Origin of the sequence: Pseudomonas sp. B21-051, from assembly GCF_024748795.1 — a bacterium.
GTDB lineage: Bacteria > Pseudomonadota > Gammaproteobacteria > Pseudomonadales > Pseudomonadaceae > Aquipseudomonas > Aquipseudomonas putida_A.
Map to the genome: position 1 here is coordinate 4989210 of NZ_CP087166.1, position 24419 is coordinate 5013628.

General features: G+C 60.8%; 20 protein-coding genes, 2 tRNA genes and 1 pseudogene. 16 read left to right on the forward strand and 7 right to left on the reverse strand.

Annotated features, from left to right (window positions below; translation table 11 throughout):
• The 7 genes from lolB (at position 1) to ychF (ending at position 5193) form a co-directional block, all read left to right on the forward strand.
• On the forward strand, positions 1 to 618 hold the full coding sequence (lolB, locus tag LOY52_RS22405) for a lipoprotein insertase outer membrane protein LolB (protein ID WP_258676007.1): 618 nt from the start codon (positions 1 to 3) through the stop codon (positions 616 to 618).
• A gap of 3 nt (positions 619 to 621) precedes the next feature.
• A complete protein-coding gene (gene ispE, locus LOY52_RS22410) occupies positions 622 to 1473 on the forward strand; it encodes a 4-(cytidine 5'-diphospho)-2-C-methyl-D-erythritol kinase (RefSeq protein WP_007967648.1) in 852 nt (283 codons plus the stop codon).
• A 37-nt stretch (positions 1474 to 1510) separates the two neighbouring features.
• Positions 1511 to 1585, forward strand: a tRNA-Gln gene (locus LOY52_RS22415).
• A 45-nt stretch (positions 1586 to 1630) separates the two neighbouring features.
• Complete coding sequence (locus LOY52_RS22420; RefSeq protein ID WP_003171603.1) at positions 1631 to 2572, forward strand: ribose-phosphate pyrophosphokinase; 942 nt, start codon at positions 1631 to 1633, stop codon at positions 2570 to 2572.
• A 141-nt stretch (positions 2573 to 2713) separates the two neighbouring features.
• The gene (locus tag LOY52_RS22425) at positions 2714 to 3316 is read left to right on the forward strand and encodes a 50S ribosomal protein L25/general stress protein Ctc (protein ID WP_007967646.1); all 603 of its coding nucleotides are present in this window, start codon (positions 2714 to 2716) and stop codon (positions 3314 to 3316) included.
• A gap of 169 nt (positions 3317 to 3485) precedes the next feature.
• Positions 3486 to 4070, forward strand: coding sequence for an aminoacyl-tRNA hydrolase (gene pth, locus LOY52_RS22430; protein WP_003228164.1), 585 nt, complete (start codon positions 3486 to 3488; stop codon positions 4068 to 4070).
• A 22-nt stretch (positions 4071 to 4092) separates the two neighbouring features.
• A complete protein-coding gene (ychF, locus tag LOY52_RS22435) occupies positions 4093 to 5193 on the forward strand; it encodes a redox-regulated ATPase YchF (RefSeq protein WP_103306068.1) in 1101 nt (366 codons plus the stop codon).
• Positions 5194 to 5376: 183 nt separating this feature from the next.
• On the opposite strand, the gene LOY52_RS22440 is transcribed toward ychF, so the two are convergent.
• Positions 5377 to 6594, reverse strand: coding sequence for an MFS transporter (locus tag LOY52_RS22440; RefSeq protein WP_258676008.1), 1218 nt, complete (start codon positions 6592 to 6594; stop codon positions 5377 to 5379).
• A gap of 425 nt (positions 6595 to 7019) precedes the next feature.
• Between LOY52_RS22440 and LOY52_RS22445 the strand changes: the two genes are divergently transcribed.
• Positions 7020 to 9077 carry a methyl-accepting chemotaxis protein gene (locus LOY52_RS22445; protein ID WP_258676009.1) on the forward strand — a complete coding sequence of 686 codons (2058 nt, stop codon included), beginning with the start codon at positions 7020 to 7022 and terminating at the stop codon, positions 9075 to 9077.
• Here the strand turns inward: LOY52_RS22445 and LOY52_RS22450 are convergent.
• Positions 9070 to 9972: a LysR substrate-binding domain-containing protein gene (locus tag LOY52_RS22450; protein WP_258676010.1), complete on the reverse strand. Its 903-nt coding sequence runs from the start codon at positions 9970 to 9972 to the stop codon at positions 9070 to 9072. The genes LOY52_RS22445 and LOY52_RS22450 overlap by 8 nt on opposite strands.
• Before the next feature lie 227 nt (positions 9973 to 10199).
• On the opposite strand from LOY52_RS22450, the gene LOY52_RS22455 reads away from it, so the two are divergent.
• From LOY52_RS22455 to LOY52_RS22480, 6 genes are all read left to right on the forward strand, one after another.
• Positions 10200 to 11318 (forward strand): ABC transporter ATP-binding protein, encoded by a 1119-nt coding sequence (locus LOY52_RS22455; RefSeq protein ID WP_258676011.1) that lies wholly within the window; start codon positions 10200 to 10202, stop codon positions 11316 to 11318.
• A gap of 15 nt (positions 11319 to 11333) precedes the next feature.
• On the forward strand, positions 11334 to 12254 hold the full coding sequence (locus tag LOY52_RS22460; RefSeq protein ID WP_258676012.1) for an ABC transporter permease: 921 nt from the start codon (positions 11334 to 11336) through the stop codon (positions 12252 to 12254).
• Positions 12254 to 13060 (forward strand): ABC transporter permease, encoded by an 807-nt coding sequence (locus tag LOY52_RS22465; RefSeq protein ID WP_258676013.1) that lies wholly within the window; start codon positions 12254 to 12256, stop codon positions 13058 to 13060. Before LOY52_RS22460 ends, LOY52_RS22465 begins: the two co-directional genes overlap by 1 nt.
• Before the next feature lie 39 nt (positions 13061 to 13099).
• Positions 13100 to 14134, forward strand: a complete 1035-nt coding sequence (locus LOY52_RS22470; protein ID WP_408980449.1) for an extracellular solute-binding protein — start codon at positions 13100 to 13102, stop codon at positions 14132 to 14134.
• A 62-nt stretch (positions 14135 to 14196) separates the two neighbouring features.
• Entirely contained in the window at positions 14197 to 15651 is a 1455-nt protein-coding gene (locus tag LOY52_RS22475; protein WP_258676015.1) for an amidase, read from the forward strand.
• 85 nt (positions 15652 to 15736) lie between these two features.
• A tRNA-Met gene (locus tag LOY52_RS22480) sits at positions 15737 to 15813 on the forward strand.
• A gap of 109 nt (positions 15814 to 15922) precedes the next feature.
• Here LOY52_RS22480 and LOY52_RS22485 read toward each other — a convergent pair.
• Positions 15923 to 17032, reverse strand: coding sequence for a M14 family metallopeptidase (locus tag LOY52_RS22485; protein ID WP_258676016.1), 1110 nt, complete (start codon positions 17030 to 17032; stop codon positions 15923 to 15925).
• 264 nt (positions 17033 to 17296) lie between these two features.
• Between LOY52_RS22485 and ggt the strand changes: the two genes are divergently transcribed.
• Entirely contained in the window at positions 17297 to 19129 is a 1833-nt protein-coding gene (gene ggt, locus LOY52_RS22490) for a gamma-glutamyltransferase (RefSeq protein ID WP_258680027.1), read from the forward strand.
• 90 nt (positions 19130 to 19219) lie between these two features.
• Here ggt and LOY52_RS22495 read toward each other — a convergent pair whose 3' ends face one another.
• The 3 genes and pseudogenes from LOY52_RS22495 to LOY52_RS27565 all read right to left on the reverse strand — a co-directional run.
• Positions 19220 to 19819, reverse strand: coding sequence for a flavin reductase family protein (locus LOY52_RS22495; RefSeq protein ID WP_258676017.1), 600 nt, complete (start codon positions 19817 to 19819; stop codon positions 19220 to 19222).
• A 166-nt stretch (positions 19820 to 19985) separates the two neighbouring features.
• A complete protein-coding gene (locus LOY52_RS27560; RefSeq protein WP_372241231.1) occupies positions 19986 to 20594 on the reverse strand; it encodes a methyl-accepting chemotaxis protein in 609 nt (202 codons plus the stop codon).
• Positions 20574 to 21350 (reverse strand): annotated as a pseudogene (locus LOY52_RS27565) (PAS domain-containing protein); the annotation flags it as partial. The pseudogene LOY52_RS27565 and the gene LOY52_RS27560, both read right to left, overlap by 21 nt.
• Positions 21351 to 21541: 191 nt before the next feature.
• On the opposite strand from LOY52_RS27565, the gene LOY52_RS22505 reads away from it, so the two are divergent.
• Positions 21542 to 22912: a GntP family permease gene (locus LOY52_RS22505; protein WP_258676019.1), complete on the forward strand. Its 1371-nt coding sequence runs from the start codon at positions 21542 to 21544 to the stop codon at positions 22910 to 22912.
• A gap of 7 nt (positions 22913 to 22919) precedes the next feature.
• Here LOY52_RS22505 and LOY52_RS22510 read toward each other — a convergent pair whose 3' ends face one another.
• The gene (locus tag LOY52_RS22510) at positions 22920 to 24233 is read right to left on the reverse strand and encodes an MFS transporter (protein WP_258676020.1); all 1314 of its coding nucleotides are present in this window, start codon (positions 24231 to 24233) and stop codon (positions 22920 to 22922) included.
• Positions 24234 to 24419 lie beyond the last annotated feature (186 nt).

A 24419-nucleotide genomic window follows, 5' to 3' on the forward strand; every position in this document is an offset into this window, starting at 1 on the left:
ATGTTTTTGCGCCACGTTATTGTTTTCAGCTTCATCGCCCTGCTCGCCGGTTGCGCGGGTTTCGGCGCTCGCGAATCGGTCGACGGCCACGGCAGTCCGGCTCAGTGGGCCGCGAACAAACAACAGCTGACCGGCCTCGACGGCTGGCAGATCGACGGCAAGATCGGCATTCGCGCGCCGAAAGACTCCGGCAGCGGCACGCTGTTCTGGCTGCAACGCCAGGACTACTACGACATTCGCCTGTCCGGCCCGCTGGGTCGTGGCGCGGCACGTCTGACCGGGCGTCCGGGCAAGGTCTCGCTGGAAGTCGCCAATCAGGGCCGCTATGACTCCGAGTCGCCGGAAGCGCTGCTCGAAGAGCAACTCGGCTGGAAGTTGCCGGTGTCGAATCTGGCCTGGTGGGTCCGTGGCCTGCCGGCCCCCAGCAGCAAAAGCCGTCTGACCCTCGATAACGACAGTCGCCTGGCCAATCTGGAACAGGACGGCTGGAAGGTCGAGTACCTCAGCTACGCCGAGCAAAACGGTTACTGGCTGCCCGAGCGGATCAAACTGCATGGCACCGATCTGGACGTAACGCTGGTGATCAAGACCTGGCAACCGCGTAAATTGGGGCAATAACGCATGACCGCTCCACGTCTGACGCTGCCCTCGCCGGCCAAGCTCAACCTGATGCTGCATATTCTCGGGCGCCGTGCAGACGGTTACCACGAACTGCAGACGCTGTTTCAGTTTGTCGATTACGGCGACGAAATCACCTTCGCCGTGCGCGATGACGGTGTGATTCAGCTGCACACCGAGTTCGCGGGCGTGCCCCACGACAGCAACCTGATCGTGCGCGCGGCGAAAATGCTGCAGCAACAATCCGGCTGTTCGCTCGGTATCGATATCTGGATTGATAAAGTTCTGCCCATGGGCGGCGGCATCGGTGGCGGCAGCTCCAACGCGGCGACCACCCTGCTCGGCCTCAATCACTTGTGGCAACTGGGCTGGGATGAAGATCGCCTCGCTGCACTGGGCCTTTCGCTCGGCGCTGACGTACCGGTTTTCGTCCGGGGTCATGCGGCATTTGCCGAGGGTGTGGGCGAGAAACTGACCCCGGTCGACCCCGAAGAACCGTGGTATCTGGTGCTCGTGCCGCAAGTCTCTGTAAGTACGGCAGAAATTTTTTCCGATCCTTTGTTGACACGTAACACGCCGCCCATTAAAGTGCGCCCCGTTCCCGAGGGAAACAGTCGAAATGACTGCTTGCCGGTGGTTGCAAGGCGTTATCCAGAGGTACGTAACGCATTGGATTTGTTAGGTAAATTTACCGAAGCAAAACTCACCGGAACTGGAAGTTGTGTGTTTGGGGGCTTCCCAAGCAAAGCTGAAGCTGATAAAGTCTCGGCCCTTCTGACAGAGACCCTTACAGGGTTTGTAGCGAAAGGAAGCAACGTTTCGATGTTGCATCGCAAGCTGCAAAGTCTGCTCTAAAAGGAATCAAGTGCCAGGCACTTGAAGCAACAGATACAGGGGCGTCGCCAAGCGGTAAGGCAGCAGGTTTTGATCCTGCCATGCGTTGGTTCGAATCCAGCCGCCCCTGCCATTTTCTATACTCATCCAGGTTACCCTCAGCCTCTAGGTACTGCGCGTGTCCAAGATGATGGTCTTTACGGGGAACGCTAACCCCGATCTGGCTCGGCGTGTTGTACGTCAGCTGCATATCCCTCTCGGTGACATCTCTGTCGGCAAATTCTCCGACGGCGAAATTACTGCCGAGATCAATGAAAACGTTCGCGGTAAAGACGTTTTCATTATTCAGCCGACTTGCGCTCCGACCAACGATAACCTGATGGAACTGGTAGTGATGGCTGATGCCTTCCGCCGCTCCTCAGCTACTCGTATTACTGCTGTTATTCCTTATTTTGGTTATGCCCGTCAGGATCGCCGTCCGCGTTCCGCACGTGTGGCTATCAGCGCGAAAGTCGTTGCTGACATGCTTACCGTAGTCGGCATCGACCGTGTTCTCACGGTTGATCTGCATGCTGACCAGATTCAGGGTTTCTTCGATATTCCGGTAGATAACATCTACGGCTCCCCGGTTCTGGTGGATGACATTGAAGATCAGCGCTTCGAAAACCTGATGATCGTGTCCCCGGACATTGGTGGCGTCGTGCGTGCACGGGCTGTTGCCAAATCCCTGGGTGTTGATCTCGGGATCATCGACAAACGCCGTGAGAAAGCCAATCACTCTGAAGTGATGCATATCATCGGTGATGTCGAAGGGCGTACCTGCATTCTGGTCGATGACATGGTCGATACCGCCGGCACTCTGTGCCACGCGGCCAAGGCCCTGAAAGAGCATGGCGCAGCCAAGGTCTTTGCCTACTGCACACACCCTGTGCTGTCGGGCCGGGCCATCGAGAATATCGAAAATTCCGTGCTGGACGAGCTGGTGGTGACTAACACCATCCCGCTGTCCGCTGCAGCACAAGCCTGTGCACGTATCCGTCAACTGGATATCGCACCGGTTGTTGCCGAAGCGGTTCGCCGCATCAGCAATGAAGAATCGATCAGCGCGATGTTCCGTTAAGGGCCCTGCCCTTCTCGAAATGTCTCGTTGACGAAAAGCGCCCCGCCCCGGCATACCTGTCGGGGCGGGGCTTTTTTGCCCATACCGTGTTTGGCGCTGGTCGCAAACGCCACTCGGTCATGGCTATTTTGGAGATACAAAATGAACGATTTTACTCTGAATGCTGAAGTGCGTTCCGACCTGGGGAAAGGTGCGAGCCGCCGCCTGCGTCGTCTCGCCGCTCTGGTTCCAGCTGTTGTTTACGGTGGCGACAAAGCCCCTGAATCCATCAGCATGCTGGCCAAAGAAGTTGCCAAACTGCTCGAAAACGAAGCGGCTTACAGCCACATCATCGAGCTGAACGTTGGTGGCAAGAAACAAAACGTCGTCATCAAAGCTCTGCAACGTCACCCGGCCAAAGGCCACGTGATGCACGCTGACTTCGTACGCGTTGTAGCTGGCCAGAAACTGACCGCTATCGTTCCTGTGCACTTCATCAACGAAGCTGCTCCAGTGAAGAAAGGCGGCGAAATCTCGCACGTTGTTGCCGAGATCGAAGTTTCCTGCCTGCCAAAAGACCTGCCTGAGTTCATCGAAGTCGACCTGGCTAACGCTGAAATCGGCACCATCGTTCACCTGTCGGACCTCAAAGCTCCTAAAGGTGTCGAGTTCGTTGCTCTGGCACACGGCGATGACAAGGCAGTAGCCAACGTCCACGCTCCACGTGTTGCTCCAGAAGCTACCGAAGAAGGCGCAGCAGAGTAATTTCACTCTGTTCGTCGGAGTGAGTGAAACATCGCGGACTGGAACGTAGCGAGAAAGCGGGCGGGAACGCGGAGTTTACATTCATGGTAAATGAGCAATTTTCGTCCACTTTCGCCGCCTTCACTGATCGCGGCGATGTTAACCACCACTCCAAGGAAGGGCCCCTATCGTGACTGCCATCAAACTGATCGTTGGCCTGGGTAATCCAGGCGCTGAATACGAACAGACCCGGCATAACGCAGGGGCCCTTTTTGTTGAGCGTATCGCCGCCGCGCAAGGTGTGAACCTTGTGGCCGATCGCAAATATTTCGGCCTGACCGGGCGCTACTCGCATCAGGGTCAGGATGTTCGTCTGCTGATTCCCACCACCTACATGAACCGCAGCGGCCAGGCCGTGGCGGCACTCGCCGGTTTCTTCCGCATCAAGCCTGAAGAAATCCTGGTGGCGCACGACGAACTCGACCTGCCTCCGGGCGTCGCCAAGCTCAAGCAGGGCGGCGGCCATGGCGGTCACAACGGGTTGCGCGACATCATCGCGCAACTGGGCAATCAGAATACTTTCTACCGCCTGCGGCTTGGCATCGGCCACCCGGGCGTCGCCAGTATGGTTTCAAATTTCGTCCTGGGTCGTGCGCCACGCGCCGAACAGGAAAAACTCGATGCCAGCATCGACTTTGCCCTCGGCGTGCTGCCGGATATCCTCGCCGGTGAATGGAACCGCGCGATGAAAAACCTGCACAGCCAGAAGGCCTGACTCTAATCCGAGGGGAAACACCATGGGATTCAATTGCGGCATCGTCGGCCTGCCTAACGTCGGCAAGTCCACCCTGTTCAACGCCCTGACCAAATCCGGGATCGCGGCCGAGAACTTCCCCTTCTGCACCATCGAGCCGAACAGCGGCATCGTGCCGATGCCGGATCCACGTCTGGAAGCCCTGGCGGCCATCGTCAATCCAAAGCGCATCCTGCCGACCACCATGGAATTCGTCGACATCGCAGGCCTGGTGGCCGGCGCCTCGAAAGGTGAAGGTCTGGGCAACAAGTTCCTGGCCAACATCCGCGAAACCGACGCCATCGCTCACGTGGTGCGCTGCTTCGAAGACGACAACGTGATCCACGTTTCCAACAGCGTCGACCCGAAGCGCGACATCGAAATCATCGACCTGGAACTGATCTTCGCCGACCTCGACAGCTGCGAGAAGCAACTGCAGAAAGTCGCGCGTAACGCCAAGGGCGGTGACAAGGACGCAGTCGTTCAGAAAGCTCTGCTGGAGCAACTGATCGCGCACTTCACCGAAGCCAAGCCTGCGCGCAGCCTGATGAAGAACATGAGCGCTGACGAAAAAGCGGTGATCAAGGGCTTCCACCTGCTGACCACCAAACCGGTCATGTACATCGCCAACGTCGCTGAAGACGGTTTCGAGAACAACCCGCACCTGGACGTGGTCAAGGCCATCGCCGAAGAAGAAGGTGCCATGGTCGTCCCGGTCTGCAACAAGATCGAAGCGGAAATCGCCGAGCTCGACGACGGCGAAGAGAAAGACATGTTCCTCGAGGCCCTGGGCCTGGAAGAGCCTGGCCTGAATCGCGTGATCCGCGCCGGCTACGAAATGCTGCACCTGCAGACCTACTTCACCGCCGGTGTCGAAGAAGTCCGCGCCTGGACCGTCAAAGTCGGTGCCACCGCACCACAAGCTGCCGGCGTGATCCACACCGACTTCGAAAAAGGCTTCATCCGCGCCGAAGTCATCGCCTACAACGACTTCATCCAGTACAAGGGTGAAGCCGGTACCAAGGAAGCCGGTAAATGGCGTCTGGAAGGCAAGGACTACATCGTCAAAGACGGCGACGTGATGCACTTCCGCTTCAACGTCTAAGCGTTACGCCCAAGAAAAAGCCGCGTTTGATACGCGGCTTTTTTGTGCCTGAAATTTACTGCTGAACATATTTCCCCTGTGGGAGCGAGCCTGCTCGCGAAGAGGGAGTGTCAGTCACATCTCTGTGAATGCCATACCGCATTCGCGAGCAGGCTCGCTCCCACAGTTGGAAATAGTGTGGGGTCAGGCCTTTTTGGTGCGCGGCAGGAAGATCGCCAGCACGCCAAACAACGGCAAAAACGAACACAGAAAATACACGTATTCAATGCCGTGCACATCCGCCAGATGCCCCAGCAACGCCGCACCGATCCCGCCGAAACCAAACATCAAGCCAAAGAACACCCCGGCAATCATCCCGACGTTACCCGGTACCAGTTCCTGCGCGTAAACCACGATCGCCGAGAACGCCGAGGCGAGAATGAAGCCGATCACCACGCTGAGGACAGTGGTCCAGAACAGATCGACGTGGGGCATCAGCAAGGTGAACGGCGCCACACCAAGGATCGAAAACCAGATCACCGCCTTACGCCCGATCTTGTCGCCAATCGGCCCGCCAAAAAACGTCCCCGCCGCCACCGCACCGAGAAACAGGAACAGATGCAGCTGCGAACTGGCCACCGACAGGTCGAATTTCTCGATCAGGTAAAAGGTGAAATAGCTGGTGAGGCTCGCCATATAGAAATACTTGGAAAACACCAACAGCCCCAACACCACCAGCGCACTGATCACCCTGCCCTTCGACAATCCGTGAGTCGCCGCCTGGCCGGCCTTGAGCTTGAACAGATTGAGGTGATGGGCGTACCAGCGGCTGATGCGATACAGCACGAACAGCGCAAACACCGCGAACAGACCGAACCACGCCACGTTGCCCTGACCGAACGGAATGATGATCGCCGCTGCCAGTAACGGGCCGAACGCGGAACCGGCGTTACCGCCGACCTGAAAGGTCGATTGGGCCAGACCAAAGCGTCCGCCCGAGGCCAGCCGCGCGATCCGCGAAGCTTCGGGGTGGAAAGTCGAGGAGCCGATACCGATCAGCGCCGCCGCCAGCAGAATCAATGGAAAACTGCCGACCACCGACATCATCACGATGCCAATCAGCGTGCAGATCGAACCCGCCGGCAACAGCCACGGTTTCGGATGGCGATCAGTGTGATAACCGACCCACGGCTGCAACAGCGACGCAGTCAATTGGAAGGTCAGCGTGATCAGGCCGACCTGGGTGAAGCTCAAGCCATAGTTGGCCTTGAGCATCGGATAGATCGACGGCAGCACCGACTGAATCAGGTCGTTGATCAAATGCGCCAGCGCCACCGCGCCGATGATACGCATCACCAACGGGCTGCTTTGGGGGGGAGCGGACGCCGAGGCAGCGGCGGTCTGAGCGTTGCTGATAGCCATGAAAGTTTCCGTACAGCAGATGGGTGCACGCAGGCAGGTGCGTCAATGTGCCATTTTTCGGTGCGCCAGCGCCATCCCCTTAGCCAGCTAACTAACCAACCGAACGCCCTAGTCCTGTAGGAGCTGCCGAAGGCTGCGATCTTTTGATCTTGCTCCTTAAAAACAAAATCAAAAGATCGCAGCCTTCGGCAGCTCCTACAGGGGAAAGGGTGATAGCGCAACGCCATGGTCTGAATCTTGCCTTGCTTCTCCCCTCGAACGCGGTGGCCTTACAAAGGCAGCCGAGAATGGGAAGTTTCGCTACAGAGCCGGCCTACAGAGCGGGCGAGAGTGAACTTTCGAGGCCTTTTAGCAGGGCACGACATCCAGGTCGCACGACCGCGATGCACGCCATTGGTGCGTGGTGTCCAGAGGAGTCATGAGGCATGCAGGCTTTCTTGTCACCGGGGATCAAATTGCTGGGGCGGTTTGGATTCGCGCGTAAATTCCAGCTGTTGTTTCTGCTGTTTATTCTGCCGTTGGCCGGCAGCCTGTTGATGATCGGCCAGGACTATCGCGACAAGCTCAATCTGATTTCCGGCGAACGCGCCGGGGTGCGCCAATTGCTCAGCCTCGATGCGCTGGACAACCTGCTCGCCGCCCAGCGTGACCGCGCCGCCCGTTGGCGTGCCACCGAAACCAATCGCCAGCCAACCCCGGCCACCCTCGCCGCCATGGCAGCGTTCGACAAGGTCCAGCCCGCTGTTGTGCAAGCCACCACGGACTTGGGCAACGCGCTGAAAAATGACGGCGCCGAAGGCGAAACCCTCGCCCGCTATCAAGCCCTGCAAACCGCGCTCGGTGGTCTGGATTCGAAAAGCCTGAGCAGCGTCGGCTGGTGGCCGGACGGTTACGATCGTTTCACCAACGCCCTCAGCGCCCTGCAAGGCTTGCGCGAGCAAATCGTCATGGACAACCGCCTGACGCTGGCGCCATGGCTGGAAACCTATCTGCTGACGCAGATCTCCACCCAGCATGCGCCGGATCTGATCGAGCGCGTGGGTCGCCTGGGGGCGGTCGGCCAGGCTTCGGTGGTCTCGGGACAATTCACCCTGCAAAGTCGCTTGCAGCTACGCGATCTGCGTGGCCGCATCGGCGACGCCCGCGAGCAGCTTGTCAAAACGGCAGGCTTGCTCGAAGCGCGCCTGCCTAGCGATCTGCAAACCTGGGCCGGCCAGTACCACGACAGTCTCAAACGCCTCGATGCCGGCCTGAAAGTGCTGGATGACGGCGTGTTCGGCGGCAGCATTACCCTCAAACCCGAAGACTTCGAACGCAGCCTCGACGCCCTGCTGAGCGATCTTGCGTCGTTGCGCCAGCAATCGCTGCTGTCGCTGGACCAGCGCCTGGACGCCTACCACGCTTCGGCGATTCGCAAGTTCATCGTGGTCGCCGCCGTGTTCGGTTGCCTGCTGCTGGCGGCGCTGTATCTGTTCGTCTGCCTGCAAGCTTCGATCCGCCGCAGCGCCAGCGGCATTACTCTGCTGGCCGAAGCCCTGCGTGACGGCAATCTCAGTCTGCAAGTGCCGGTGGTGGGCCGCGATGAGCTGGCGGCGATCAGCACCGCGCTCAACGTCGCCGTGGTGCAACTGCGCGCGAGCATGCTCGGGGTCGATCACGAAACCTCGCAACTGAGCCACGCGGTGCGCAGCCTCAACGATCACTCCAGCGGCGCGCTGAGCGAAGTCGAAGCGCAGCAGTTGCAGATCAGCCAGATCGCCGCCGCTGCCACGCAACTGGCCGCCACTTCGCAAGGTGTGGCGCAGAGTTGCGAACAGGCGTCCGGCAGCGCTCAGCACACGCGGCGCATCGCCGCCGACAGCAGTCGCGACAGCCAGCGCACCACGGCGAGCATTCAGCAACTCAACCAACGCCTGAACGAAACCGCAGCGGCACTCGGTCGAGTCAGTGAGCAGGGCCAGCAGATTCAATTGGTGGTCGACACCATTCGTGGCGTCGCCGAGCAGACCAACCTGCTGGCGCTCAACGCTGCGATCGAGGCGGCACGCGCCGGCGAACAGGGACGCGGGTTTGCCGTGGTCGCCGATGAAGTGCGCAGCCTGTCGCAGCGCACTCAGTCATCGACTGCGCAGATTGCCGGCACGGTCGACAGCCTGCGCGCCACAGTCAACGAGGCGGTGAGCCTGATGGAAGCCGCCTGCGGCCAGGCGCAATCGGATGCCGCAGCCGTGACCGGTCTCGGTGAACGTCTCGGCGAAATCGCCAGCGCCGTACAAAGTGTCACCGACACCCTGGCGCAGATCGCCACGGCAGTGGAAGAACAGGCGAGCACCGCCGATGAGGTCAGCGGCAATATCCAGCAGGTCGATCAGGCCGCCGTGCGCTTGCTGGAAGGCGCCCGCGCAGTGAATGTGGCGGCGGACACCTTGAGCCAGGGCAGCAAAGCCCTGAGCGATAACACCGCTCGCTTCCGCCTCAATTGATCCGCGCTTCGGGGAAGTCCGCTTCCAGCTCGGTCTTCAGCCACTGAATAAACCACGCCGCATCCGCCGACAGTTCGGCGGACGGCGTGAGGATCCGATAGCTTTCCAGCTTCACCTGCGCGTCTACCGCGCGCACCAGTTTGCCGGACTTGAGTTCCTCGCGAACCAGCACTTCATTGGCCAGAGCGATGCCCTGCCCGCTCTCGGCCACCGACAGTGCGTGATCGTTGTTGACGTAGAGCATGTCGGAATTGAGGTGAATATCCAGCTCGTGGGCGGCGAACCACAGGTTCCACCATTCGCCGTCATCGACGTGGATCAGCTCATGCCGAACCAGATCGGCCGGGCCGGCCACAGGCCCGATGCTGGCGAGGTATTGCGGGGTGCAGATCGGAAACACGCGCGGGCAGATCAGCGCTTCACGGGAGTCGGCGTATTGCCCGTCGAGGCCGTAGACGATGCCCAGATCGGCGCTCTTGCCGTCGACTTCGGTGAAGGTCGAGTTCGGTTCGATGGCGAACTTCAAACCCGGCCGCAAATGGCGCATCGCTTCGATGCGCGGCATCAGCCAGCGCTTGGCAAACCCCGGCACCACCATGATCCGCAACCAGCGCTCGGCATCCTTGGGCTGCGCCTCTTTGCCGGCCTCGATGATCAACTGCAGGGCGGCGGCGATCTTGCGGTGGTACTTCTCCCCCGCCGCTGTCAGGTTGACCCCGCGCGAGGTGCGTTCGAACAGCTGAATACCCAGCCACTCTTCCAGCAGCTTCACATGCCGACCAATCGCCGGCTGGGTCACGTGCAGGGCTTTCGAGGCCTCGACATAGCTGCCCAGACGCGCGGCGGCATCAAACGCACGCACCGCGTTGAGCGGCGGCAAACGGTGGTCGGGCATGATTCCTGGCACCTTTGGCTGTTAAATTAACTAACACCTGCCATGTTTAAATTGAAGTTTCGCCCGGCGCAAGCCCTCGCTGATAATCGAGCCACAGCAGAACAACAAAACAGCTGGTTTCACCCCGTACGCAATCTCGATCCTGCCCAGAAAAATAATATCCATGGCCCGACGACGTCGCTGATTCGCAGCGCAATCGCAGGCGATGGGGGAATCGGAGGTAACGCATGAATGCCCTGCATTCGCTGCAAACGCTGGCGGTGTCGATCCGCTCGGTGCGCAAGGTTTACGGTGATCCAAACACCGGTCCAGTGGCGTTGAAAAACATCGACCTGGACATTCGCGACAACGAATTCTTCACCCTGCTCGGCCCTTCCGGCTGCGGCAAGACCACCCTGCTGCGGATGATCGCCGGCTTCGAGTTTCCCACCGAAGGCGAGATTCTGCTGTACGGCGAAAACATCGCTGATCGCCCGCCGTTCCAGCGCCCGGTCAACACGGTGTTCCAGCATTACGCATTGTTCCCGCACATGACCATCGCCGAGAACCTGGCCTTCGGCCTCGAATCGCATCCAATGGGCAAGGTCCTGAACAAAGCGCAAATCGCCGAGCGCGTGCGCGAGATGCTCGCGCTGGTGCAGATGGAACGCTTCGCCAATCGCAAACCGGCGCAGCTGTCCGGCGGCCAGCAACAACGTGTGGCGCTGGCCCGTGCGTTGGCACCGCACCCGAAAGTCCTGCTGCTGGATGAACCACTGTCGGCCCTCGATCTGAAGCTACGCCAGGCCATGCGCGAAGAGCTGAAAACCATTCAGGCCAAGACCGGCATCACCTTCATCTTCGTCACCCACGACCAGGAAGAAGCGCTGACCATGTCCGACCGCATCGCTGTGTTGTCCGAAGGCGAAGTGCAGCAGGTCGGCCGCCCGGAAGACATCTACGAACGGCCGCGCAATCGCTTCGTCGCCGACTTCATCGGCGAGACCAACTTCATCCAGGGCACGGTGACGAAGATCGAGGACGGCCAAGCCTGGTTCGCCGGGCCGGCCGGGCATCCGCTGCTGGCGCAAGCGTGCAGCGACGTGGCAGTCGGCGCCAGCGTGACCTTGTCGGTACGTCCCGAGCGCCTGCACCTGGTGCCCGCGTCCACCGACGCCGCGCTGCCGTGCCGGATCGAAGCGCAGATCTACCTCGGCACCGATCTGCAATATCAGGTCAGCCTCAGCGACGGGTCGCGCCTCACCGTGCGCACACCCAACTGCGTCGACCAGAGCCTGCGCTTTGCGGTCGGCAGTCAGGCCGGTCTGTTGTTCGACCGCGCAAGCGCCAACGTCCTGCACGATTGAGCCCGAGGAATTGCCATGCACGCCTTACCGATTGCCAACACCCTGGAACGCCGCAAGGCCTTCCAGAGTTTCCTCGGGGTCAGCCCGGCGCTGGTCGCCATCGGCCTGTTTCTGCTGGTGCCGATCCTGATCGTCATCGGCTATTCGCTGATGGAAGCCAACCCCTACGGCGGGGTCAATAAAATCTTCAGCACTGACGCTTACACATCGTTGCTGTTCGAACGGCAAATGGACGACAGCCTCGCGTTCGCCGACTCCTACCTGATCATCGCCCTGCGCTCGATCGGCATCGCCGGCCTGACCACGATCATCACCCTGTTGATCGGGTTTCCGGTCGCGGTGTGGCTGGCGATGCAGCCGGCGCATCGGCGCGGCTTGCTGATCTTTCTGATCACCGTGCCGTTCTGGGCCAACCTGCTGATCCGCACTTATGCGTGGATTCTGCTGCTGCGTAACACCGGAGTGATCAACAACAGCCTGATGGGCATGGGCGTCATCCATGAGCCGTTGCAGTTGTTGTACACCGACGGCGCGGTGCTGCTGGGGCTGGTTTATACCTACGCGCCGTTCGTGGTGTTGCCGATCTACGCCACGCTGGAAAAGATGGATATCCGCCTGCTCGAAGCGGCGCAGGATCTGTATGCCGGCCGCGTGCGCACCTTGCGCAAAGTGGTGTTGCCGATTGCCAGACCGGGGATTCTCGCCGGCGCCATCCTCACGTTCGTGCCGTGCCTGGGCGCGATGATCGCCCCGGAGCTGCTCGGCGGCGGCACGCGGATGATGCTCGGCAACCTGATTTTCCGGCAGTTTAGCGATGCGCGTAACTGGCCGTTCGGCGCCGCGCTGTCGCTGGTGCTGATGGCCGCGGTGATGCTGGTGCTGACCGTTTATGCCCTGCGCGCCGAGCGCCAGCGCATCGCCAAGGGAGGTGCGTGATGCTCGCGCTATTCAAACGCAAAGGGCTGGGCGTGCAGGACTTTCCCGGCTTCGGTGGTTTCAGTTTCCTGTTCTATCTGTACCTGTACGCGCCGATCGTGGTGCTGGTGGTGTTCTCGTTCAACGCCAATCAGTCAGCGACGGTGTGGACCGGCTTCAGCCTCGACTGGTATCGCGCCGCGTTCGCCAATCAGGCCCTGCGCCAGGCCGCTGGCAACAGCCTGTTGATCGCGGTCTGCGCGAGCATGATCGCCACGGCGATTGCTACCCTCGCCGCCCTCGGCACTTCACGCGGAGCGAAGTTCAAGGGCCTGCAACTGTCGATGGGCGCGATCATGCTGCCGCTGGTGCTGCCGGAAATCGTCGTCGGTGTGGCGACGCTCGCACTGTTCTCGACCATTGGCCTGTCGCTGGGCTACGGCAACCTGATCATCGCCCATACGGTGTTCTGCATTCCGTTCGCCTACCTGCCGATCCGCGCTCGCTTGAACGACATGGACCTGTCACTGGAACAAGCCTCGGCCGACCTCTACGCCGGCCCGTGGCGGACCTTTCGCAAAGTGACCTTGCCGCTGCTGATGCCGGGGATTTTCTCCGGGTTGATGCTGGCCTTCATCGTCTCGCTGGATAACTTCGTGATCTCGATGATGGTCTCCCAGGCCGGCACCACAACGTTGCCGATCTTCATCTTCGGCCTGCTGCGCATGGGCGTGACACCCGACGTCAATGCCGTCTCGACCCTGATCCTCGGCGTCTCGGTGTTGTTCGTCAGCCTCTCTTACCTGCTGGGCAAAAAGCCCGCCTGAACCTTCTACGAACCGTGGGGAAATAGCATGAGCAAGTGGATGAAAAGCGTCGGCACTTCGTTGTTCCTGACTGTGCCGCTGGTCATGACCGGCAGCGTACAGGCCGCGGAAAAACTCAACGTGGTGAGCTGGAGCGGGTACTTCTCGCCGGAGATTCTCGCCAAGTTCCAGAAGCAGACCGGCATCGAAGTCACCGTCGATTCCTACGACTCCAACGAGACCCTGCTGGCCAAACTGAAACAGGGTGGCGCCGGTTATGACGTGGCGATTCCTTCGCACCAGTTCATCCCGATCCTGATCAAGGAAAACCTGCTGGAGCGTTTCGATCCGGTCAAGGAGCCGTACTACGCCAGCGTTGTGGATAACCTGAAAAAACCGAGCTGGGACCCGCAAGGCGCGTATTCGGTGCCGTTCATCTGGGGCACCACCAGCGTGGTCCTCGACGGTGCGCGCTACAAAGGCCCGGTCGACAGCTACAAGGTTTTGTACGAGCCGCCAGCCGAGTTGCAGGGGCGGATCAACATGTTCGATTCGGTCAGCGACATGGTCGACATGGCCAGCCTGTACCTGAACATTCCGCTGTGCAGCGAAGACCCGAAACAGATGCAGCAGATCCTCACCCTGCTCAAGGCGCAGAAGCCGTTCGTGAAGACCTACAGCTCCAAGGCCGGCTCGATCCGCGAGAACCTCGCCTCGGGTGAAATCGACATGTCGATGTTCTGGGGCGGCTCGTCGATGCGTGCCCGCGAGATGAAACCGAGCCTTAAATACCTGTACCCGAAAGAAGGCGTACTGGCCTGGGTCGACAACATGGTAATCCCCACCGGCAGCAAGAACCCGGCAAATGCCAAGGCGTTCATCGCGTTCCTCAGCCAGCCGGAAAACTCGGCGATGACCCAGAACTTCCTCAAGCACCAGAGCCCGATCAAAGGCGTCGAACCGTTCCTCGATGCGGCGCTCAAGGACGCGCCGGAATTGCACATTCCCGAGGGCACCCACGTGGTGTTCAGCAAGACCTGCGGCGAAGGCGCGATCCGCCTCGCTGACCGTCTCTGGACCAACCTGATGCGATGATCCCTGCCCGCCCCGGCATGCGGCCGGGGCGTTTCTCCAGCCGTCTGAAAGGCGCCGTTGTCATGAATTCCAATAACATCAGCGAACTGGTCCTGCTGCAGGCCCACGCTCTCGCCGACCGCATCCGCCTGCGCCAGGTGTCCTGCCGCGAAGTGATGCAGACTTATCTTGCCCATATCGAACGTTTCAACCCGCAGGTCAACGCGCTGATCAGCCTGCAGTCACCTGAAACCCTGCTGGCCCAGGCCGATGCGCGCGATGCCGAACTGGCGCGCGGTGGATACCGTGGCTGGATGCACGGCCTGCCCCACGCGATCAAGGATCTGTCGCTGACCCAGGGCATCCGCACCACGCTCGGCTCGCCGCTGTTCAAGGACTTTATCCCCGAGCGCGACGGCATCATGGTCGAGCGGATCAAGGCCGCTGGCGCGATCATCATCGGCAAGACCAACACCCCGGAATTCGGCCTCGGTTCGCAGAGCTACAACCCGCTGTTTGGCGCCACTGGCTGCGCCTTTGACCCGAGCAAAACCGCGGGCGGCAGCAGCGGTGGCGCGGCGGCAGCGCTGGCGATGCATCTGGTGCCGGTCGCCGATGGCAGCGACATGATGGGTTCGCTGCGCAACCCGGCGGCGTTCAACAACATCTTCGGGTTTCGACCTTCTCAGGGCCGCGTGCCGTTTGATGACAGTGCTGATCTGTTCTTCGATCAACTCGGCTATGAAGGACCGATGGCGCGCAGCGTGAGGGATGCGGCATTGCTGCTGTCGGTGCAGGCCGGGGGCGATGCGCGGGCGCCGCTGTCCATTGCCGAATCCGGTGAGGCCTTTGCGGCGCCGCTGGAGCGTGATTTCAGAGGCACGCGGTTGGGATGGCTGGGGGACTTCAATGGCTATCTGCCGATGGAGAGCGGCATCCTCGAACTGTGCGAAAAAACCTTTGCCGACTTCGAAAGCCTCGGCTGCCGGGTCGAGTCGGTTGAACCGGGTTTCGCGCCTGAGCGGTTGTGGAGCAGTTGGCGGACATTGCGGCACTGGATGGTCGCTGGTTCGCTGGGCGCGACCTACGCCGATCTGCAGAAGCGCACCTTGCTGAAACCGGAAGCCTGCTGGGAAGTGGAAAACGGCCTCAAACTCTCGGCCAGCGAAGTGTTCGCCGCGTCGGTGGTTCGCAGCGACTGGTATCGGGCGATCTCGCGGCTGTTCGAACACTACGACTACCTACTGCTGCCCAGCGCCCAAGTCTTCCCGTTCGATAAAACCGAGCCGTGGCCCAAGGCAATCGAAGGCGTGGCCATGGACACCTATCACCGCTGGATGGAAGTGGTGATTCCGGGAACGCTATCGGGTTGCCCGGTCGCCAGTGTGCAGGCGGGATTCAATTCGAACGGTTTGCCGATGGGGCTGCAGATCATCGGCCGGCATCAGGCGGACTTCGCGGTTCTGCAACTGGCGCACGCGTATGAACAGGCCAGCCGCTGGTTCCAGCGCTGTCCTTCACCGCTGCTCGGCCCATGATTTTGATAAACGGTTGAAAGCGTAGAAAAATTTTTAAATTTACGCTTGACGCTTTTCCATTTCAGGGGAATAATGCGCGCCACTTGGCTACATAGCTCAGTTGGTTAGAGCATAGCATTCATAATGCTGGGGTCCGGGGTTCAAGTCCCTGTGTAGCCACCAAGTACTAAAAACGGCTTACCGAAAGGTAGGCCGTTTTTTTATGCCTCGAGAAAACCGCCCTCTGTGGTGAGGAGATAAATCCCTCACCACAATGCCAATCCTGACCTATTCAGGTCTGCTCTGCCGGCAGGGCAATCAGCCCCTTCGCCCAGATCTGCCGAGTACGCAACCCGACCATCGCCCGCCAATCCGGATCGGCCGGATAAAACTGCTCCAGCAGATTCAACTTGATCGCCCGCCCCGTCGCATCCAGCGGATCGCCATGCAGATGCAGCCAGTGATCATCGCGCAAATAACGATGCACCTCCGGCCCCGGATAGGTTCCGCATTCGATCACGAATGGCATCAATTGCACGCCCGGCAACGCATTGAGCAATGCCTGTGAGGTGTAGCCGGTAGCCGTCGCTGCGACTCCGGTTTCACTCAACGTTTCGGCGCCGGTGTGCAAGGTGTACAACCATGGGCCGTAGATCGACTGTGCTTGCGCCAACGCCGGGTAAGGCGCCTGGGTGATGGTCAGCAACATCGGATGACCGTATTCGCCGGCGCCGGTGTGCAGGTCGAAACACATCACGGTTTGCGCACCGGTCAGATGCGCATCGATGATCTGGTGCAAGGTGCGATTCGACCAGCTCGGCGCGCGGCCGCCATAGAACAGTCCATCGGGATGGCTATGCTGACCGCCCTCGACAATCGACATCACCGCCGGCCAGCCGTGCTCGGCAATCTGCGCATCGAGCAAGGCATCGGCGCGCTTACGCTCGGGGCCGTGCAAATCGGTGCAGGCGCAGATCTCGTGCAGCGTGGCGTAGGCGCGGTTGTCCGGCAACGGGGCGGTGAAATCCAGGTGATTGCGGTTGAGGTCGATGTTGTCTTCGTTGACCCGGCGCAGCCACGCGGTGCCCCATGGGTTGATCAGGTGAATCATCACTACCGCGACATCCTTGGGCAGCGAGCCGGGCACGAAGGTCTTCAGCCAGTCGATCTGGCAATCCGAGCCGTAATAGCCCTCCACTCCGTGAGTGCCGCTGAGCGCCACCAGCCGGCGCTTTGCCTGTGGATCACCGAGCACAGCGACATCAGTGCTCAGCGGTTCGCCAAAAGGGCCGCAACGCGGATGTGCGTAGGAGGTGAGCGTGGCTCCGGCGGCGTTGGCGGCGGCAAGAAACTGTTCGCGTTGATTGCGGTAACTGGATTCGGTTGGAAACTCACTGTGCATTCTTGGCCTCATGTTGGTTTTTGTATTTGTGGGAGCGAGCCTGCTCGCGAAGCGGTCTTTCATTCAATATTCAGGCTGGCTGATACCCCGTATTCGCGAGCAGGCTCGCTCCCACAGGGGCGTATTTCAGTTCGATGAATTTGACATTGACCCTAGCGAACATCCGCCCGGAAAAGAAAGACAAAAATGCCCACCGGTTTGCGTCGCGACCGAGCGGTCGATAAAGTCCGTCAGACCTTTCACCCCACGGACGGAGAGCCCCACGTGTTTCCAGCCCTGCCCCTGAGCCGCTTTTGCCTGCCTGCCCTGACACTGATCATCAGCGCCCTGACCCTCGCCGCGTGCAACGCCCCGCCCTCCTCGACCTTGCCGCTGGCGCCGGAAGCCGCTTCCGGTTACCGCACTGATCTGCAGACTCGCCACGCCAGTAAACACATGGCCGCTGCCGCCAATCCGCTGGCCGCCGAGGCCGGGCGCGAGATGCTGCGCAAAGGTGGTTCGGCGATTGATGCCGCGATTGCCATGCAAGCAGTGCTGACCCTGGTCGAGCCGCAATCCTCCGGGATCGGTGGCGGCGCGATGATCGTGTTGTGGGACGGCAAACAGGTGCGTACCTATGACGGACGCGAAACCGCACCGGCGGGTGCCACCGAGAAGCTGTTCCTGCAGGCCGACGGCAAACCGATGCCATTCCCGCAGGCGCAGATCGGCGGGCGCTCGGTGGGTACTCCGGGCGTGTTGCGTGCGCTGGAAATGGCGCACAAGCAACACGGTCGACTGCCTTGGGCCACGCTGTTCGAGCCGGCGATCAAGCTCGCCGAGCAGGGTTTTGCGATTTCGCCGCGCCTGCATTCGCTGCTGGAATCCGACCCGGTCATCCGCCAATCCCCGGACATGGCCGCGTACTTTCTCAACAGCGACGGCAGCGTCAAAGCGGTCGGCACGCGTCTGCAGAACCCGGCGCTGGCCGCCGTGCTCAAGCGCATCGCCAACGAAGGCCCGGACGCGCTGTACAAAGGCCCGATCGCCGAAGAGATCGTCGCCAAGGTGCAGGGCCACGCCAATCCCGGCAGCTTGTCGCTGAATGATCTCCAGCGCTATCAGGCCAAGGAGCGCGCGCCGCTGTGCACCGACTACAAACGCTGGCAGGTCTGCGGTATGCCGCCGCCGTCGTCGGGCGGGATCGCCGTGGCGCAGATTCTCGGCACCTTGCAGGCGCTGGAAATCCGCGACCCGCGCCTGTCGCTGACACCGCTCAAACCGGAGAAAACCGACAAACCCGCCGGCATCGAACCGGCACCGCAAGCCGTGCACCTGATCGCCGAAGCCGAACGCCTGGCCTATGCCGACCGCGCGCAATACGTGGCCGATACCGACTTCGTCCCGGTGCCGGTCAAAGGCCTGGTCGACCCGGGCTATCTGGCCAGCCGCGCCAGCCTGATCGGCGAGCGCAGCATGGGCAGCGCCGAGCCGGGCACACCGCCGGGCGTGCAAGTGGCCTACGCCCCGGATCGCTCGCCGCTGCGCATCTCCACCTCGCAAGTCGTGGCGGTAGATGATCTGGGTGGCGCGGTGTCGATGACCACCACCATCGAAGCGGCGTTCGGCTCGCACCTGATGGTTCAGGGCTTTTTGCTGAACAACCAGATGACCGACTTCTCGTTCATCCCCGAAGAGAACGGGCAGAAAGTCGCCAACCGCGTCGAACCCGGCAAACGCCCACGCTCGTCGATGGCCCCGACGCTGATCTTCGACCGCAACAGCGGCGAATTCCTCGCCAGCGTCGGCTCACCGGGCGGCTCGCAGATCATCGAATACGTGGCCAAGACCACCGTCGGCCTGCTCGACTGGAACCTAGACCCGCAAAGCGCCATCAGCCTGCCCAACTTCGGCAGCCGCAACGGCCCGACCGAACTGGAACAAGGCCAGTTCAGCCCGGCGCTGATTCAGGCGCTGAAGGACAAGGGACATGTTGTGAATGAAATCGACATGACCAGCGGCACGCAGACGATCGTGCGGGTCAAGGATGCACAGGGTAAAGCGACGCTGGAAGGTGGCGCGGATCCGCGGCGTGAAGGGGAAGCGTTGGGGGATTGAGATTACGCAGGAAAAAACAAAAGGCTTACCGCGAGGTAAGCCTTTTTTGTGCCTTATAAATTGTGCTCCTCTGCCGCAAGAGGCTCGCAATCAAACCGGCAGGGGTTTACCGTCCACCGCATCGCCAATCGTCAGGAAATGCCCACCGGCCACGTGGTGCAGCGTGCGCAAGCCGTCGTGCCCGTCGAAATGCCAGCGGCCGTCGCTGAACACACGTTCATCGGCCTGGGCGGCGATGACTTCGGCGAGGAACAGGTCGTACTGCTCGTGATTGCGCGGTTCGGGCAGCAAGCGGCATTCGAGCCAGGCCACGCAGCCTTCGAGCAATGGAGCTTCGACGGTTTCACCGGTAAAGGTTTGCAAGCCGTAAGCCTGAAACTTGTCCTGCCCCTGACTCTGGCGGATCTCCAGCCCCGAGGTATTGCCGACGGTTTGCACAATGTCAGCCTGATTGACGCACGGCACGTTGAGCACAAAAGTGCCGGACGCTTCGAGCAACTGGCGGGTCCAGGTGGACTTGTCGAGGACGACCGCAACTTTCGGCGGTTCGAAATCCAGCGGCATCGCCCAGGCGGCGGCCATGATGTTGCGCTGGCCGTCATGGGCAGCGCTGACCAGCACGGTCGGCCCGTGATTGAGCAGACGGTAGGCTTTGTTCAAGGGAACCGGGCGGCGGTGAGAGGCGCTCATGGAAATCTGCTCCGGGGAAAAAGGAACAGATTGTAGCGCCAGCTGCGGGTGAAAACCTGTAGGAGCTGCGGCACGCTGCGATCTTTTGATTTTGATCCTTAAAATCAACATCAAAAGATCGCAGCCTCGTTTCACTCGACAGCTCCTACAGGAACCGGCGAGTCAATCAGTTAGAGAGTTGATTGGCAAACTGCCCGACCGCATCCACCACTTTCTGCGCGCCGTCCTGGATCTCGACGATCACTGTGCCCGCCTCCGCCGCCAGCGCCAGGCCCTGCTCGGCCTGCAGTTTGCCATCGGTCATCAGGGCCACGGCGTTGCGGGCCATTTCCTGGTTCTGCCGCACCACAGTGACGATCTCTTCGGTCGCCTGACTAGTGCGCGAGGCCAGTTGTCGCACTTCGTCGGCCACCACCGCAAAGCCCCGGCCCTGTTCGCCAGCACGGGCCGCTTCGATGGCGGCGTTGAGCGCCAGCAGGTTAGTCTGTTCGGCAATGCCGCTGATGGTTTTGACGATGGTACCGATCACCTGCGACTGCTCGTTCAGTGCCTCGATGCCCTCACCGGCCGCCTGCATGTGGCGCGACAGATCACGCATCACATTCACTGCCTCGGTGACCACCGTGGTGCCACGTTGCGCGGTGCTGTCGGTTTGCTGCGAAGTGCTGTAGGCAATGCTGGCCGCGTCGGCCACCGCTTGTTCGCGGTTGACCTGATCGGTGATCACCGTGGCGAATTTCACCACTTTGTACAGTTTATTGTTGGCATCGACCACCGGGTTGTAGGACGCCTCCAGCCACACCGTACGACCATGGCTGTCGACCCGCTTGAAGCGGTTGGCGACAAACTCGCCATTGTTCAGGCGACGCCAGAAATTCTGGTACTCGGCGCTGTTGTACTCCTCAGGCGTGCAGAACATCCGGTGATGTTTGCCTTTGATCTGCGCCAGGCTGTAACCCATGCCCTGCAGAAAGCGCTCGTTGGCATTGAGCACGTTGCCATTGAGGTCGAACTCGATCACCGCCGTCGAACGCACCAGCGCACCGATCAGGTTTTCGTGTTCGCGAGAGGCTTCAATGGTGCGGGTCAGGTCGCTGGAGAAGATCGAGAAATGCTTGATCCGCCCGTCCGAAGAGCGCACCGGCTGCACGATGGAGCGCAGCCATGCCTCTTCGCCATTACCACGCAACAGGCGCACGGCTCCGGCGAAATGCTCGCCACGGGTGAGTGCGGCCTTGAAACGATGATGAAAGTCATCGGCCTTCACGTGCGCCGGAACGATGTCTTCAATGGCGCGCCCCACCAGATCCTGGCTCTTGTAGAGCATCTCGGTCAGGAAGTTCTGGTTGACCGACTGAATCCGGCCATCAGGCTCCAGGGTCAGCACCAGCATCTCGCTTTCCAGGCTTTCCTTCACTTGCAGCAGGCTGGAGAGTTCTTCACGAAGCGTAGCCAGCTCTTGCTTGAGGCGTTTGTTGAACATGGGAAAGTACCGATAGGCAGGGTAGAAAGCGGGATGCAGCTTAACCATCGGCCTTGGAAAATTTTTCTGAAGAGCGTTTGAGACCGGTCAGTCAAAAATAATCCCGCCGGGCTTTTACTCCTACCGATCACTCCACTGAGCCGTTACAAAAGCCGCCGCTCTGGCCCGGCTACTTCAGGTATTCTCAGGTCAAATTGCAACAACATGTTGCAGGTATCCGCCCGATAAGGAGTGCCGTTTTGGATTTATCGACCGCTGCCTGGATGGTGCATGACACCCGCCTGATTCTTTGCTGCCTGCTGGCGATTGCGACGATTATCGTGTTGATCAGCGCCACCAAACTTCCACCTTTTCTCTCGATCCTGATCGGCACTTTTATTGCCGGTGTCGGCGCAGGTTTGCCGCCAGAGGATGTAGCGAAGGCGTTCAGCAAAGGCGCCGGGGCGATTCTCGGAGAAGCGGGGATCATCATTGCCCTGGGTTCGATGCTCGGCGCACTGATGGCCGAGTCCGGCGCTGCCGACCGTATCGCCTCGACGCTGCTCGGGCTGGGCAAAGGCAAGTCCCTGCCGTGGGTCATGGCGTTGGTGGCGATGGTGATCGGCCTGCCGCTGTTCTTCGAAGTGGGGCTGGTGATGATGGTGCCGATCATCTTCGTCATGGCCCGCCGCTCGGGTCAGCCATTGTTGAAAATCGCCATTCCGGCGCTGGCCGGGATGACCACCCTGCATGCCTTGATGCCGCCGCATCCCGGGCCTCTGATCGCGGTCAGCGCGTTGCATGCCGACCTTGGGCTGACCATGTTGTTGGGGTTCAGCATTGCGATTCCGGCCGTGATTCTGGCGGGGCCGATCTACGGCAACTGGCTGTCGAAACGCATGCACGTCGATGAACCAGCAGAGCTCGGCGCACTGTTCAGCGCCCCGCCGAAAGCGCCGCGCCAGCCGAGTTTCGGCATGTCGCTGCTGATCATTCTGTTGCCAGTGCTGCTGATGCTCGGCAGCACCCTGGCGAAAGTCGCGATGCCCCCCGAAAGCAGCGTGGCCCTGACGCTGAAGTTCCTCGGCGAACCGTTGGTGGCGCTGGGCATTGCGGTGATGGCGGCGGTGATCTGCCTCGGCTGGGCCAACGGCATGCCGCGCGAACAGGTCGGCGGCACCCTGCGTAAAAGCCTCGCGCCAATTGCCGTGTTGCTTCTGACCATTGGCGCTGGCGGCGGCTTGAAGCAGACCTTGCTGGACGCCGGTGTCAGCCAGACCATCAGCAAAGTCGCCGAAGGCGCGCACATGCCGTACCTGCTGCTGGCCTGGCTGATTGCCGTGGCGCTGCGTCAGGCTACGGGTTCGGCGACCGTCGCGACCACGACGACGGCGGGGATTCTGGCGCCGATGATGGCGGGCCTCGCCGCGACGCAAAGCTCGTTGGTGGCGCTGGCGATTGGCGCCGGCTCAGTATTCTTCTGCCACGTGAACGATGCCGGCTTCTGGATGGTTCGCGAGTACTTTGGCTTGCAGCTCAAACAGACCATCTGGGTCTGGTCGATCCTGCAAACCATTGTCTCGGTGGTAGGACTGGCCGGGACGTTATTGTGGTGGCACTGGTTGACCTGATCAGCCTTCAGGAACAGGGCGCCACCGAACGGCGCCCGACACCGGGCATGCGCACACCGAAGTACGCCGCACTGACGATGCCGACCGCCCCCATCACCGCACAGAACATCACGCAGATCCACGGACTCCACGGCATCAGACCGATCAGCAACAGCGGAGTGATGCTGGCCCACGCGGCGTAGGCAATGTTGTAGGTGAAGGAGATGCCCGACACGCGAATCCGCGCCGGAAACAACCCGACCATCACCGATGGCACCGCGCCGACCACACCGCAGGCCAGCCCTGCCACAGCGTAGGCCAGACCGACCCAATCACCACCGGCAATCAGACAGGCATACAGCACACCGATGCCCAGTGGCAGCAGCAGGCTATAAAGCATGACCGTGCGCCACGCACCGAGGCGATCGACCAGCAGCCCGGCAATCACACAGCCGATGTTGAGAAAGACGATGCCCAACGCGCTCAGGGCGAAGGTGTGGCTGGCAGTCATGCCGAAGGTTTTCTGCATCATGGTCGGGGTGATGACCACGAACACCACCACCGCCGACGTCAACACGCAGGTCAGCAGCATCGCCGGCAACATCGCCAGACGATGTTCGCGCAGCACCGTGCGCAGCGGCAGTTCGACCCGCGCTTCACGCTGGGCTTCCATGGCCATGAACACCGGGGTTTCGCTCAACCAGCGGCGCAGGTAGACACCGATCACGCCGAACACACCGCCGAGCAGGAACGGATACCGCCAGGCGTAATCAAGGATTTCCGCCGGGGTGAACACTTGTGCGAGAAAAGTCGCGGTCAGCGCGCCAATCAAGTAACCGAAGGTCAGCCCGGCCTGCAAAAAGCCCAGCGCGTAACCGCGATGCCCGGCAGGCGCGTGCTCGGCGACGAACACCCAGGCGCTCGGAACTTCCCCACCCACCGCCGCGCCTTGCAGGATGCGCAGCGCCAGCAACAGCAGCGGCGCGAAATAACCGATCTGGGCATAAGTCGGCATGATCCCGATCAGCAGGCACGGCAGCGCCATCATCAGGATGCTCAGACTGAAAACCTTTTTCCGGCCCAGACGATCGGCGAAATGCGCCATCAGAATCCCGCCCAGCGGGCGCGCCAGATAACCGGTGACGAAGATCCCGAAGCTTTGCAGCAGACGCAGCCATTCGGGCATTTCCGGCGGGAAGAACAATTGGCTGAGGGTCAGGGCGAAGAACACGAAAATGATGAAATCGTAGATCTCCAGTGCCCCGCCGAGGGCCGCAAGGCCGAGGGTCTTGTAGTCGGAACGGCTGAACGGCGCCGGTCGGGCTGTGGATTGGGCAGTCATGGCAAAGAACTCTGGCAGGCAAAAAACCAAGGCGCTCATGGTCTACGCAAATCCGCCTGGGGACAACCCGTTAGACCATAGTCATGGTTTGGCAAAACCTGCTCACAAAATGGCTTGGCTTGATTTACTGTTGAGGCTTGTCTGGCGGGACACACCTGAATCAGGTTCTGCCTCTGTGGCGAGGGA